General features: G+C 69.0%; 16 protein-coding genes. 9 read left to right on the top strand and 7 right to left on the bottom strand.

The window, feature by feature from the left end; genetic code table 11:
- Positions 1 to 116: 116 nt before the first annotated feature.
- From ACLNGM_RS22405 to mutM, 5 genes are all read right to left on the bottom strand, one after another.
- Positions 117 to 551: a rhodanese-like domain-containing protein gene (locus ACLNGM_RS22405; protein WP_416356662.1), complete on the bottom strand. Its 435-nt coding sequence runs from the start codon at positions 549 to 551 to the stop codon at positions 117 to 119.
- Positions 552 to 1,227: 676 nt separating this feature from the next.
- A complete protein-coding gene (gene rpsT / locus ACLNGM_RS22400) occupies positions 1,228 to 1,497 on the bottom strand; it encodes a 30S ribosomal protein S20 (RefSeq protein WP_055893495.1) in 270 nt (89 codons plus the stop codon).
- A gap of 204 nt (positions 1,498 to 1,701) precedes the next feature.
- Complete coding sequence (locus tag ACLNGM_RS22395; RefSeq protein ID WP_416356661.1) at positions 1,702 to 2,475, bottom strand: enoyl-CoA hydratase; 774 nt, start codon at positions 2,473 to 2,475, stop codon at positions 1,702 to 1,704.
- A gap of 58 nt (positions 2,476 to 2,533) precedes the next feature.
- On the bottom strand, positions 2,534 to 2,872 hold the full coding sequence (locus ACLNGM_RS22390; protein ID WP_416356660.1) for a hypothetical protein: 339 nt from the start codon (positions 2,870 to 2,872) through the stop codon (positions 2,534 to 2,536).
- Positions 2,869 to 3,768, bottom strand: coding sequence for a bifunctional DNA-formamidopyrimidine glycosylase/DNA-(apurinic or apyrimidinic site) lyase (gene mutM / locus ACLNGM_RS22385; protein WP_416356659.1), 900 nt, complete (start codon positions 3,766 to 3,768; stop codon positions 2,869 to 2,871). Before mutM ends, ACLNGM_RS22390 begins: the two co-directional genes overlap by 4 nt.
- A gap of 140 nt (positions 3,769 to 3,908) precedes the next feature.
- Between mutM and ubiE the strand changes: the two genes are divergently transcribed.
- The 7 genes from ubiE to ACLNGM_RS22350 all read left to right on the top strand — a co-directional run bounded on the left by ubiE (position 3,909) and on the right by ACLNGM_RS22350 (position 9,300).
- Positions 3,909 to 4,688 (top strand): bifunctional demethylmenaquinone methyltransferase/2-methoxy-6-polyprenyl-1,4-benzoquinol methylase UbiE, encoded by a 780-nt coding sequence (gene ubiE / locus ACLNGM_RS22380; RefSeq protein ID WP_416356658.1) that lies wholly within the window; start codon positions 3,909 to 3,911, stop codon positions 4,686 to 4,688.
- 3 nt (positions 4,689 to 4,691) lie between these two features.
- A complete protein-coding gene (gene ubiB, locus ACLNGM_RS22375; protein ID WP_416356657.1) occupies positions 4,692 to 6,278 on the top strand; it encodes a 2-polyprenylphenol 6-hydroxylase in 1,587 nt (528 codons plus the stop codon).
- Between the two features lie 73 nt (positions 6,279 to 6,351).
- Entirely contained in the window at positions 6,352 to 6,612 is a 261-nt protein-coding gene (locus ACLNGM_RS22370; RefSeq protein ID WP_416356656.1) for a FitA-like ribbon-helix-helix domain-containing protein, read from the top strand.
- Positions 6,609 to 7,016 (top strand): type II toxin-antitoxin system VapC family toxin, encoded by a 408-nt coding sequence (locus ACLNGM_RS22365; protein WP_416356655.1) that lies wholly within the window; start codon positions 6,609 to 6,611, stop codon positions 7,014 to 7,016. The genes ACLNGM_RS22370 and ACLNGM_RS22365 overlap by 4 nt, the downstream gene beginning before the upstream one ends.
- A complete protein-coding gene (gene coaBC / locus ACLNGM_RS22360) occupies positions 7,013 to 8,224 on the top strand; it encodes a bifunctional phosphopantothenoylcysteine decarboxylase/phosphopantothenate--cysteine ligase CoaBC (protein ID WP_416356654.1) in 1,212 nt (403 codons plus the stop codon). The genes ACLNGM_RS22365 and coaBC overlap by 4 nt, the downstream gene beginning before the upstream one ends.
- The gene (gene dut / locus ACLNGM_RS22355) at positions 8,221 to 8,676 is read left to right on the top strand and encodes a dUTP diphosphatase (RefSeq protein WP_416356653.1); all 456 of its coding nucleotides are present in this window, start codon (positions 8,221 to 8,223) and stop codon (positions 8,674 to 8,676) included. The genes coaBC and dut overlap by 4 nt, the downstream gene beginning before the upstream one ends.
- 6 nt (positions 8,677 to 8,682) lie before the next feature.
- On the top strand, positions 8,683 to 9,300 hold the full coding sequence (locus ACLNGM_RS22350) for a LysE family translocator (RefSeq protein WP_416356652.1): 618 nt from the start codon (positions 8,683 to 8,685) through the stop codon (positions 9,298 to 9,300).
- Positions 9,301 to 9,311: 11 nt separating this feature from the next.
- Here ACLNGM_RS22350 and ACLNGM_RS22345 read toward each other — a convergent pair whose 3' ends face one another.
- Positions 9,312 to 10,151: a GGDEF domain-containing protein gene (locus ACLNGM_RS22345; RefSeq protein WP_416356651.1), complete on the bottom strand. Its 840-nt coding sequence runs from the start codon at positions 10,149 to 10,151 to the stop codon at positions 9,312 to 9,314.
- A 272-nt stretch (positions 10,152 to 10,423) separates the two neighbouring features.
- Between ACLNGM_RS22345 and cysK the strand changes: the two genes are divergently transcribed.
- Both cysK and ACLNGM_RS22335 read left to right on the top strand, forming a co-directional pair.
- The gene (gene cysK / locus ACLNGM_RS22340) at positions 10,424 to 11,452 is read left to right on the top strand and encodes a cysteine synthase A (protein WP_416356650.1); all 1,029 of its coding nucleotides are present in this window, start codon (positions 10,424 to 10,426) and stop codon (positions 11,450 to 11,452) included.
- Between the two features lie 131 nt (positions 11,453 to 11,583).
- The gene (locus tag ACLNGM_RS22335; protein ID WP_416356649.1) at positions 11,584 to 12,534 is read left to right on the top strand and encodes a mechanosensitive ion channel family protein; all 951 of its coding nucleotides are present in this window, start codon (positions 11,584 to 11,586) and stop codon (positions 12,532 to 12,534) included.
- 74 nt (positions 12,535 to 12,608) lie between these two features.
- Here the strand turns inward: ACLNGM_RS22335 and rpsU are convergent, their stop codons facing one another.
- Entirely contained in the window at positions 12,609 to 12,863 is a 255-nt protein-coding gene (gene rpsU, locus ACLNGM_RS22330; RefSeq protein WP_055893455.1) for a 30S ribosomal protein S21, read from the bottom strand.
- Between the last annotated feature and the right edge of the window lie 78 nt (positions 12,864 to 12,941).

The following is a 12,941-nucleotide window of genomic DNA, read 5'->3' as shown; positions in this document are numbered from 1 at the left end:
GGAAGTCTCGCCATTCGCGGGTGCGGCGGAAGCCGCACGGCTGGGTGTGGAAGGAAAGGCGCGCGTGCGGGCGCCGGCAACGGGAGGGACGGGGCGGCCGCCGGTGTGAAGGGCGGTCATTTCTGCCTCCAGGGCAGGCCGGCCGCCTTCCATCCCGCGACCTGGCCGCGATGGCCGTCGGCATCGGGCGGTCCCTCGAAACCGTCGAGAACGTTGAAGCAGTCGGTGAAGCCGGCTGCCGTCATCGCCGCGGCGCTCGACATGGAGCGGGCGCCCGAGCGGCAGAGGAAGTAGAGCTTGGAGTCCTCCGAACCGCCGGCGCCGCGAACGGCCGCGCCGACGCGCTCGGCAAAGCGCGGATCGACGGCCATCGTCGGATAGGTCTGCCATTCCGCGAACAGCGCGTCCTGGCCATTTTCGGGCACCATCGGAAAGCCCACGAAATTCCACTCGGCCGACGTGCGGACATCGATCAGGAAGCTCTGGGGATCGGACTGAAGCGCCGACCAGCACGCCTCGGCCGACACGTCGCCCTTGTAGGAACGGCTCATCTACGAACTCCCAACACGCCGCGCCGGAAACAGCCGGACGCAGCGAAACGCGGAACGAAATTCACCCTGCCGCGCCCATGCCATGCACGAGCGACCGGGTGATACTCATCGATTAACGGAAAGCGCCTAGACGACCCGGCCTGTGGCGGGTCCCCCGTTAAGTTCTGGAAAACGCCCCTTGTCCCCAGCCTTCGTCGTCCGGCGCTCTTGTCGTGAGGCAAAAGCTACGGAACAGCCCAGCTTCGGGCAAGCTTTGAATCGGCGCTCGCGACCTGACCAAGGCCGAACTGTGGCGAGTCGGACATGCCCGTTTTCGGGCGTCAAACGGCAATCGCCTGATTCACAGGGAGATTCACGGCACGGTTCGGCCGCGATTTGGTCGCAGGTCTAAAGCCGGGATTCTTTTTCAGACTCCGGCTTGACTCAAGCGACTCGGCCAAGCCGCGACCGGGCCGGTTGCCCGCGTCGCGGACCCTCGCCCAAGGCATTGAAATGATTGATGGAAAGCTGACTCTCGCAAAGTCGATCGGGAGTATCGCGTTCCGCTTCCATGACAAGTGGGTGACGGGTGAAATTGTCGGTTCCCAACCATCGATCGGGAAGGATTGAAGAATCGGAAAAGGCCCGGAGCGGGTGCTCCGGGCCTTTCCTCCTGTCAGCGATATCGTGGAGCCGATCAGGCCGCGCCGACGGCCTTCACGCGGCTCGACAGGCGCGAGATCTTGCGGGAGACCGTGTTGCGATGCATCACGCCCTTGGAGGCTGCACGCGCCAGCTCCGGCTCGGCCAGCTTGAAGGCGGCCTGAGCAGCAGCCTTGTCGCCCGACAGGATCGCTTCCTCGACCTTGCGCAGGAAGGTGCGGACGCGCGAACGGCGGTCGCGGTTGATCGCGGTGCGGCGGGCGATCTTGCGGGCGGCCTTCTTGGCCGACGGCGTATTGGCCATGTTCAGTCTCTCTCGGCTTGACGCGGAACCGAACGGCCAACCGGGCCGCCTGTCTCCGCGCGAATGGTTTCAGCGTGAAGCCGCCGAGCCGAACGAGAACCCGAGCGGCAAGGCGCGAAAGGCCGCACCGTGGGTGCCGCCTGAAATCTGGCGCGCTTATAGGACCAAGCGCCCGCCTCGTCAACGGTCGGCGGGCGAGACCCGTCAGCGATGCCGGAAGTTCGGCTTCCGCTTCTCGACGAACGCCCCCATGCCCTCTTTCTGGTCCTCCAGCGAGAAGGCGGCGGCGAAGAGGCGGCGCTCGGCGCGAAGGCCTTCCGTCAGCGTCGTGTCGAAGGCTCTGGTGATCGCCTCCTTCGCCATCATCGCGGCGGGCAGCGAGAAGCCGGCGATCGTCTCGGCTGCCTTCTGCGCTTCCGTGAGGAGTTCGGCATCGGGCACGACGCGCGCGACGAGGCCGGACCGCTCGGCTTCCCCGGCGTCCATCATCCGGCCGGTGAGGCAGAGATCCATGGTCTTCGCCTTGCCGATGGCGCGCGCCATGCGCTGCGTGCCGCCCATGCCGGGCAGGACGCCAAGCGTGATCTCTGGCTGGCCGAACTTTGCCGATTCGGCCGCGATGATGAAATCGCACATCATGGCGACCTCGCAGCCGCCGCCGAGCGCATAGCCCGCGACCGCCGCGATCATCGGCTTGCGGGCGTTGGCGAAGCGGTCCCAGCCGCTGGCGAAGTCGGAAAGGTAGGCCTCCGCGAAGCCGAAGGGCTGCATCTCCTTGATGTCGGCCCCGGCGGCGAAGGCCCGCTCGGAGCCGGTCAGCACCACGGCGCCGACCTCGGCATCGGCCGCGAAGGCGTCGGAGGCTTGGAGAAGCTCGGTCAGGACCTGGGTATTGAGGGCGTTCAGCGCCTTGGGGCGATCGATCGTCATCCAGCCGACCCGGCCGCGGCGCTCCACCTTGATGCTCGTGTAGTCCATGCTCGACCTCCCGTTGTCCGGCCAAGGATAGGGGCGGGCGGCGATGCCGCCAAGCGTCTCAGCCGCCGGCCGCCTCACGCTCGGCAGCGGCGAGCCCTGAAAACCATTCGGCATAGGGCGTGTTCTTCGGCGCAAAGCGCGTCCAGTCGCGCGCGCCGTCCGCCCACCAGACGGGGCCGCGCTCGCCGAGCGCGCGCTTGGCGGCATCGACGCGGCGGCGTGCGGCCCGCCGCGCTTCGTCGTCTGCCGCATCGCGCACGGCGCGACGGGCATCCATCAGGTCGTGGACGGCCGCCTCCCGTTCGGCTTCGGGAAGGCGGGGGTCGGACGAACGCCAGAGCCGGCCGCGGGCGACGAAGTAGCGCCCGTCCGGCGTGCGCGGATAGCGGTCCGTCACCGCTGGCAGACCGGACAGAAGAAGGTCGAGCGACCGGACTGCACGATCCGCTGGACGATGCCCCGGCAGCCCTCGCGCCGGCAGGGCTCGCCCTCGCGGTCGTAGACCGAGAAGCGATGCTGGAAATAGCCGAGCGCCCCGTCCGCCTGGCGATAGTCGCGCAAGGTCGACCCGCCGGCCTCGATCGCGTCGCGGATCGTCTCGCGGATATGGAGCGCCAGCTCGTCGAGGCGGCGGGTCGGCCGGCCGTCGACTTTGACCAGCGAGCCGGCGAGGCGGCGCGGCGACAGGCGGGCGCGCCACAGGGCTTCGCAGACATAGATATTGCCGAGGCCCGCGATGATCGTCTGGTCGAGAAGTGCGGCCTTCAATGGCGCCGCCTTGCCTTTCAGGCGCGGCGCCAGTGCCTCGCCGGACAAAGCGTTGCCGGTCGGCTCGATGCCGAGCGCCCGGAAATGCGGATGCGTGTCGCGTGCTGCCGCCTCGATCAGGCTCATGTAGCCGAAGCGCCGCGGGTCGTTGAAGACGATGCGCGCGGCGGGCGTGTCGAGATGGAAGAGGACGTGGTCGTGCAGCCGGTCCTCCGAGCGCGCGAGATGGAAGGCCGCGCCCGCCACCGGCTCGGCCCCGTCCGTCCCGTCGATGCCTTCGATCCGAAACGAGCCGGACATGCCGAGATGCATGGCCAGAAGGAGGTCCCCCTCGATCTCGGCGAGGAGATATTTCGCCCGCCGCCCGAGCGAGAGGATGCGCCGGCCCTCGAGGCGGGCGGCGAAACGGTCGGGGAGGGGAAAGCGCAGGGCCTCTCGCCGCGTCTCGACGCGGGCGATCCGCGCCCCCTCCATCACCGGCGCCAGCCCGCGGCGGACGGTCTCGACCTCTGGCAATTCGGGCATCGCTGCTTATCATCTCCGGCATGGGATGCGCCCCGGATGCGGGCGCGCCACAAGACATGGCGTGCCTGCGCCCGTTCCGCTATGGGTCCGCCCGTGGGCGACGCCGCCAGGGTGCCCAAATACTCGAGAGGTCGATCAGCATGTCGCGAACCCGCGTCGGCGCAACGGAGGGCATGGAAACCTCCTACGGTTTCGAGACGGTCTCGGGCCGCGAGGAGAAGCAGGCCCGCGTGAACGAGGTGTTCCATCGCGTCGCCTCGAACTACGACCTGATGAACGATCTCATGTCGGCCGGCCTCCACCGCGTCTGGAAGGACGCCATGGTGCAGTGGCTCGCGCCCTCGCGCCGACCCGGCTGGCGCTTCCTCGATGTTGCGGGCGGCACCGGCGACATCGCCTTCCGCATCGTGGAAGCCTCGCGCGGCGCGGCCGAGGGCACCGTCCTCGACATCAACGCCTCGATGCTTCAGGTCGGCGCCGAACGCGCGGAGAAGCGCGGCCTCGCCGGCAACCTCGCCTTCGTCGAGGGCAATGCCGAGGACCTCAAGCTCCCGGACGACAGCTTCGACGCCTACACGATCGCTTTCGGCATCCGGAACGTGCCGCGCATCGATCTGGCGCTCGCGGAGGCCTATCGCGTGCTGAAGCCGGGCGGGCGCTTCCTGTGCCTCGAGTTCTCCGAGGTCGACCTGCCGGTCCTCGACAAGGTCTACGACCTGTGGAGCTTCAAGGCGATCCCCGCGATCGGCGGCGCCGTCGCCAAGGACCGGGCGTCCTACGAGTATCTCGTGGAATCGATCCGCCGCTTCCCCAACCAGATGAACTTCGAGGCCGCGATCCGGCGCGCCGGCTTCGAGCGCGTGACGCACCGCAATCTGACGGGCGGCATCGCGGCGATCCATTCGGGCTGGAAGCTCTAGGCTTTGAGCAACCCCATCACCGGCACCTTCGCCCTCCTGCGGGCGGTCTACATCCTGGTGCGCGAAGGCGTGTTCTCGGCCCTGCCGGCCGAGGGCCTGCCGCCGATGGCCGCGCTCGCCCATCGTCTGGCCGGCCTGATGGCGCGGCGTTCGGCCCGGCGCGCGGCGCGCTCGGAGCGCCTCAGTCAGGCGCTGAACCGGCTGGGCCCCTCCTACGTCAAGCTCGGCCAGTTCCTGGCGACGCGCCCCGACATCGTCGGCACCGAGATTGCGCTGGAGCTCAGCCAGCTGCAGGACAAGGTGCCGCCGTTCCCGCGCGAGCAGGCGATCCGCGACATCGAAGTGACGCTCGGCCGGCGCATCGACGACCTCTTCGTCGAGTTCGGCGACGTGGTGGGCGCCGCCTCGATCGCGCAGGTCCACAAGGCGCGCGTCCTGACGCGGGACGGCGCGTATCGCGACGTCGCGGTCAAGGTCATCCGGCCGGGCGTGCGCCTGCGCTTCCGGCGCGAACTGGAGGCCTTCGCCTTCATCGCCCGCGTCCTCGAGACCTTCGTGCGATCGTCGCGTCGCTTACGTCCCGTCGCGGTGGTCGAGACGCTCGCCCAGTCGACCCGCATCGAGATGGACCTGCGTCTCGAGGCGGCCGCCTCGTCGGAAATGGCCGACAACGTCGCGAACGATCCGCATTTCCGCGTGCCCGGCATCGACTGGGAGCGCACGGGCCGCGACGTGCTGACGATGGAGTGGATCGACGGCATCAAGATGAACGACGTGGCGGCCGTCCGTGCGGCGGGGCATGACCTGCCGCGCCTCGGCGTCGACCTCGTCCAGTCGTTCCTGCGCCATTCGATGCGCGACGGCTTTTTCCACGCCGACATGCATCCCGGAAACCTCTTCGTGGTGCCGGACGGGACGATCGTGGCGGTGGATCTCGGCATCGTCGGCCGCCTGACCGCCGATTCCCGGCGATTCCTCGCCGAAATCCTCTACGGCTTCATCCGCCGCGACTACCAGCGCGTCGCCGAGGTGCATTTCGAGGCGGGCTACGTGCCGCGCACGCAGGACGTCCTGTCCTTCGCGCAGGCGCTGCGCGCGATCGGCGAGCCGATCCACGGCCAGCCGGCCGAGACCATCTCCATGGCCCATCTCCTCACCCTCCTCTTCGAGGTGACGGAACTCTTCGACATGCAGACGCGGCCCGAGCTCGTGCTCCTGCAGAAGACGATGGTGGTGGTGGAGGGCGTCGCGCGCTCCTACGACCCGCGCTTCAACATGTGGGAAGCGGCCGAGCCGGTGGTGACCGACTACATCGTCTCCGAACTCGGGCCCGCGGCCAAGCTGCGCGACGCCAAGAAGGGTCTGGAGGCGATCGGCCGGGTGATCCACCGCTTCCCCGACTTTGCGGCCGGCCTCGAGGTCTTCGCCATCAACATGCCCGACCTCATCGAGAACGGCATCCACATCAACGACGACGACCTGATGGAGCTCGCCAAGGAATCGCGCACCGGCCTCATCATCAGCCACATTGCGCAGGTAGCCTCCGCCATCGCACTGGTGGTGATCGCCTGGCAGCTGACGTTCGGGTAGGGGGTAGCGAGGCGGGTGATTGCATTGCCATCAATCACTATCTAGCCTGCAGCTCGTAACAGGAGACAGGGCGATGGCGAGCCTGACCATCCGAAACATCGACGACGACCTGAAGCGCAAGCTTCAGACCCGCGCGGCGCGCAACGGACGATCGATGGAGCAGGACCTGCGGCTGGCACTGCAGAACCTCGTGGCGGAGGAGCGAAAGCCACGACTGCGGAGCGAGGCCGAGGCCAGGGTCATCTACGAGCAACTCCGTGCACTGCGGCAGCCCCCGCTCGAGCCCATCGACCAGAAGGCAGTTTCGGACGAACTCTACGACTACCTTCCGTGATCGTCCTCGACACCTCCGCTCTCATCGCAATCCTGGCGGACGAGCCGGAGGCCGACGCATTCAGCGCCCTTCTGAGCGAACAGAGAGAAGTGTCCTTGTCTGCCGGGACGGCGTTCGAAGCGGACATCGTCGCTCGCGGCAGATGGGGACAGGCCGGCAGCGTCCGAATGAGCGCGCTTCTCGAGAAGGCGGCGGTCCGGATCGAACCGTTCGATGAAGGACAGAGGCGAGTGGCGGCCGAAGCCTACGCCCGCTACGGCCGCGGCTCCGGCCATCCCGCCCGCCTGAACTTCGGCGACTGCTTCTCGTATGCGCTCGCGCGCGCGCTCGACGCGCCGCTGCTCTTCAAGGGCGACGACTTCATCCATACCGGTGTCCGCTCCGCCCTCGCGAGCCCGCCATGATCCTTGCCGACAAGCGCATCCTTCTCATCATCGGCGGCGGCATCGCGGCCTACAAGGGGCTCGACCTCATCCGGCGCCTGCGCGAGCGGGGGGCGAAGGTGACACCGGTGATGACGCGGGCGGCAGCCGAGTTCGTGACGCCCCTGTCGGTCGGCGCGCTGGCCGGCACCAAGGTCTACGGCGAGCTGTTCGATCGCGACGACGAGCAGGACGTCGGCCATATCCGCCTCGCGCGCGGTGCCGACCTCGTGATCCTCGCACCGGCGAGTGCGACGCGCATGGGCAAGATGGCGGCCGGGATCGGGGACGATCTCGCCGGCGCGATCCTGCTCGCGACCCGCGCGCCGGTGCTGCTGGCGCCCGCCATGAACCCGGCCATGTGGACCCATCCTGCGACCCGGCGGAGCCTTGAGACGCTGAAAGGCGACGGCCTCCATTTCGTTGGGCCGAACCGCGGCGAGATGGCCGAGAGCGGCGAGAGCGGTGAGGGGCGAATGGCCGAGCCGCTGGAGATCGTGGCCGCCGCCGAGGCGATCCTCGGGACCGGTGCTGGACCGCTCGCCGGCCGGCACATCCTCGTGACCTCCGGCCCCACCCACGAGCCGATCGATCCCGTCCGCTACATCGCCAACCGCTCGTCCGGGCGGCAGGGACATGCGATCGCGGCGAGCCTTGCGCGGCTCGGCGCGCGCGTGACGCTGGTGTCGGGGCCCGTGGCGCTCGCCGATCCGCCGGATGTGTCGACCGTCCATGTCGAGACGGCGCGCGAGATGCTGGCGGCGGTCGAGGTAGCGCTCCCGGCCGATGCCGCGGTGTTCGTGGCGGCCGTCGCCGACTGGCGCATGGAGGGCGACGCCGCCCACAAGATCAAGAAGGGCCCTGAAGGGCCACCGTCGCTGCATCTCGTCGAGAACCCCGACATCCTGCGCACGGTCGGCACCGGGCCGCGTCGTCCGGCGCTGGTCGTCGGGTTTGCCGCCGAGACGCGCGATCTCCTCGAGAATGCGACTGCCAAGCTCGAGCGCAAGGGCGCCGACCTCATCGTCGCCAACGACGTGTCGGGCGATGTCATGGGCGGCGAGGCGAACACGGTGCGGCTCGTCTCGCGCGATGGCGTCGAGGAATGGCCGAGGATGCCGAAGGGTGAGGTCGCCGACCGGCTGGCGCTGGACATCGCGCGGCGATTGGCGGAAACCGGCAGACCATGAGCACCACGCGACCCCGGATCGGCATCCGCCGCCTGCCCCATGCCGAAGGCCTCGACCTGCCGGCCTACCAGTCGGCGGGCGCGGCCGGCGCCGACATCCGCGCCGCGCTCGCGGAGCCCCTGGTGCTGGAGCCGCAGGGTCGCGCCCTGGTGCCGACGGGCCTCGTGATGGACATTCCGGACGGCTGGGAGGTGCAGGTGCGCCCGCGCTCCGGGCTCGCCGCGCGCCACGGCGTCACCGTCCTCAACAGCCCCGGCACGGTCGACAGCGATTACCGGGGCGAGGTGATGGCGATCCTTGTCAATCTCGGGGCCGAGCCCTTCACCATCACGCGCGGCGAGCGCATCGCGCAGATCGTGGTCGCCCCGGTGGTGCAGGCCGGGTTCGAGGTGGTGGAAACGGTGTCGGCTTCGGCGCGCGGGGCCGGCGGCTTCGGATCGACGGGGAGGTAGGGTGCGATGACGCTGGCCGGATTTCTCGCCTATGCCCTGGCGCTCGGCATCGCGGCGGCGGTGCCCGGTCCCGGCGTCGTCGCGCTGGTGGCGCGAGCGCTCGGCGCCGGCTTTCGCCATGGCATGGCCTTTGCCGCCGGTCTTGTGATCGGCGATCTCGTCTACTTGTCGGCGGCGGTGTTCGGGCTGGCGCTCGTGGCCGACATGCTCGGAAGCCTCTTTGTGCTCGTGCGATACGGCGGTGCGGCCTATCTCCTGTGGCTCGCCTGCCGCCTGTGGCGCTCGGCCGGCGACGGGACGCAGGTGTCCGCGCTGACCGACGAGCGCGCCTCGCGCAGCTTCCTGGCTGGTCTCGTGGTGACGCTCGGAAACCCGAAGACGATCGTCTTCTACCTGGCCCTCGTGCCGACGCTGGTCGACCTTCGGCACGTCACCCTGTCCGACTATCTCGTGCTGGCGCTCATGACGACCGCGGTGCTCGTCATGGTGATGACGCCCTATGCGGCGCTCGCCGCCCGAGCCCGTAGCTTCCTCAGGCGGCCCGCCATGCTGGCGCGGCTGAACCGCAGCGCCGCCCTGTTTCTGGCCGGGGCCGCGGTCTGGACGCTCGCGCGCCGGGCCTGATCGGCCGGCGATCAGCGTGCCGAGATGCGGCGTGCGTCCTTCGCCTCGCGCAGATGCCGCTCCACCGGCTTGCCCTCGATCGTGGCCCCACGCGCCAGCGCGCCGAGACGCGTGAGCTCCACGCGGTTCCGGCCGGTCCGCTTGGCCTGGTAGAGGTTGGCGTCCGCCATCTTGTAGAGCGCCTGGAAGGCGACAGGGCCGCGAAACGCGACACCCCCGGCCGAGACCGACAGGCGCGTGCGCTGGTCGGCCGGGCCGACCTCCAGTCGTTCGATCGCACGGCGCAGGCGCTCGGCGACGATTCGCGCCTCCTCCAGCCCTGCGTCCCTCAGGAGGATCGCGAACTCCTCGCCGCCGAGCCGCCCGACGAGATCGTCCTGGCGCACCGAGCGGCGCAGCGTGGCGGCGATCGCCGTCAGCGCCTCGTCGCCGACATGGTGCCCGAGCCGGTCGTTGATCTTCTTGAAGTGGTCGGCATCGATGATCAGCAGCGTATGGTGGACGGCGTCGCGCGCGCGCCGGCGGCCGGTCGCGCCGATCTCGGCCTCGGCTGCGCGCTTGAAGGCCGTGCGGTTGAGGACCTGCGTCAGCCCGTCGCGCGTCGCAGCAAGGTGCAGCCGCTCGTTCTGCCGTCGCAGGCCCGCGATGCGTGCGGCGGCATAGATTTGCAGCGGCAGGGCGCAGCCGAAGAGGGCCAGCAGGCAGAACAGGAGCGTCGAGCGCGTGGCCGGCAGGCCGAACCCGTCGAAGGCATAGAAGGCGGCGATCACCATGATCGCGCCCATGGTCAGCGTGAGGCCGAGAAGCTCCATCGAGAAGCGGACGAGATCATCGATCGAGGTCTGTCGCATGGCATGCCCTAGCAGCGGTCTTGGCCCCTAGCCTGACGCCTTCGCCTTGCAGGGGCGTGAAGCCGGCGCGTCGAATTGAATCGAAGCGATTTCAAGCCGTTGTTATCCCGTGGGCGAAGATCATTCCTCGACGTGCGGCGGCCGGGGCACAATATTGCCCGCGAGGGCCGGATGCGCGGGTGGGGCAGGCTGTGTCGCGCGCGCGGATCGTCCTACACTGCCCCCGAATGCGCACAGGGCGCAGGGCGACTTGAGAAAAGGACGCGCATCCCATGGACAATCCGACGAGCGAGAGCACCGCGCGCACCCATGGCCGGGGCCGGGTCTACGATTCCATCCTCGACACGATCGGCGACACGCCGCTGGTGCGTCTCGACAAGCTGGCGCGCGAGAAGGGCGTGAAGGCGCATCTCGTCGCCAAGCTCGAGTTCTTCAATCCGATCGCGTCCGTGAAGGACCGCATCGGCGTCGCCATGCTGGAGGCGCTGGAGGCGGCCGGCACCATCCAGCCCGGCCGCAACACCCTGATCGAGCCGACCTCGGGCAACACGGGCATCGCGCTGGCCTTCGCGGCCGCCGCCAAGGGCTACCAGCTGATCCTGACCATGCCCGACACGATGTCGATCGAGCGCCGCAAGATGCTGCGCCTGCTCGGTGCCGAGCTCGTCCTCACGGAGGGCGCGCGCGGCATGAAGGGCGCGATCGCCAAGGCCGAGGAGCTGAAGGCCGAGATCCCTAACGCGGTGATTCCGCAGCAGTTCGAGAACCCCGCCAACCCACAGATCCATCGCGTCACGACCGCCGAGGAGATCTGGAACGACACGGCGGGCAACGTCGACATCTTCGTCTCCGGCATCGGCACGGGCGGCACGATCACCGGCACGGGGCAGGTCCTGAAGAGCCGCAAGCCCGGCCTGCAGGTGGTGGCTGTCGAGCCCGAGGCCTCGCCCGTCCTGTCGGGCGGCTCGCCGGGACCGCACAAGATCCAGGGCATCGGTGCGGGCTTCGCGCCGCCGATCCTCGACCGCGAGATCTACGACGAGGTCGTGACCATCTCCAACGAGGACTCGTTCGAGACCGCGCGGCTCGTGGCGCGTCTGGAAGGCGTGCCGGTCGGCATTTCGTCGGGGGCGGCGCTCGCCGCCGCGATCCGGGTCGGCCAGCGAGAGGAGAACGCCGGCAAGACGATCGTCGTGATCATTCCGTCCTTTGCCGAGCGCTACCTTTCGACCGCCCTTTTCGAGGGACTGGTGGACGAGGGAGAGCCGAAGGAGCCGCCGCGCGGCACACCGTCGATCTGACGCTTCGTGACCGACGTGTGAGGGGTCGCCGCCGGGCGGCCCTTTTCTTTTCGGCCGTGCGTCCTCTCTAGGGACGGGTGCTTCGGGAGGGAGCGCGCCCGCTGCGACCCAGCCGAAATGGACCGACCGGAATGCCCATCCAGGAAACGCTCGAGACCTCGCACACCTTCCTGGCGCGCCTCGCCTCCGAGGCCGCCGCCTTCTTGCCCAATCTCATCGCCGCGATCCTGATCCTTGCGGTCGGCTTCTTTCTCGCCGGGCGGCTCGCCAATCTCGTCACCCGCGCCTTCGGCGTGTCGGCCAAGATCGACCAGACCGTGCGCGAGCCGCTCGTGGCGATCGTGCGCTATGTCGTCATCATCCTGACGCTGATCATCGCGCTGGGGCAGGTCGGGGTGCAGATGACCTCGCTGCTCGCGGTGCTGGGCGCCGCGGGCCTTGCCGTCGGCCTAGCCCTCCAGGGAACGCTCACCAACATCGCGGCCGGCATCATGCTCCTGTGGCTGCGCCCGTTCCGTGTCGGCGACTATATCGAGACGCAGACCTTCGCGGGGCGCGTCCACGAGATCGGCCTGTTCGTCTCGCATCTCGAGACCTTCGACGGCCTCTTCGTGTTCGCCCCGAACTCAACGCTCTGGAACGTCTGGATGCGCAACCATTCGCGCGCCGCCTCGCGGCTCCTCGCCTGGGCGGTGACCGTGCCGCGCGACATGCCGTTCGAGGCGGCGCGCCAGGTGCTGATCGAGGCGTGGCAACAGGAGGGCGCGGACGGGCGGCTCAGCGAGCCCGTCGCCTTTCTCGACCAGCTGACGGCGGATGCGCAGATCCTGGTGCTGCGCGGGCGCGTCACGGAAGGCGAGACGGCCACCGCCCAGCGGCGCATCGCCGAGGCGATCCGCACCCGGTTTCTCGAGCGGTTCGGCGAAGGGCAGGAGCCGAGGGCGATCCAGCGCATCGTGCCGGCCGACAACGATCCCTCGCGCTATCTCGGGCAGGACGAGGCGCCGGCCGCCAATCCCACGCTCGTCAACGACCGGCCGGAAGAGCCGAGCCAAGGCGTCGTCACCACCGCAAAGGGCTGAGGGCCTTGGGATCAAACGAAAAGGGCGGCGGATCCTGCGATCCGCCGCCCTTTTCCCATTCGATCGATCAGGCTTCAGGCCCCGCGGGACGGAGCGCCCGGACGGACGGCCTTCTTCGGCGCCGGCAGCAGACCCTCGCGCTGGGCCTGCTTGCGAGCGGCCTTGCGGGTGCGGCGGATGGCATCCTGCTTCTCGCGAACGCGACGCTCGGACGGCTTCTCGTAAGCCCGGCGCTCCTTCATTTCGCGGAAGACGCCCTCACGCTGGAGCTTCTTCTTCAGAGCGCGCAGCGCCTGTTCCACATTGTTGTCGCGAACGTCGACCTTCATGGGCATCCTTTCGATACGGGCCGGGGTGCGAGACCCCGTGGGTTGATGTCCGGGCTGGCCCGGCGGTTCTACATTCAT

It is taken from the genome of Aureimonas phyllosphaerae, assembly GCF_047943035.1.
Classification (GTDB): Bacteria; Pseudomonadota; Alphaproteobacteria; order Rhizobiales; family Rhizobiaceae; genus Aureimonas; species Aureimonas phyllosphaerae.
The sequence above is the reverse complement of the archived record's forward strand: the minus strand, read 5'-3'. Positions and strand labels throughout refer to the sequence as shown.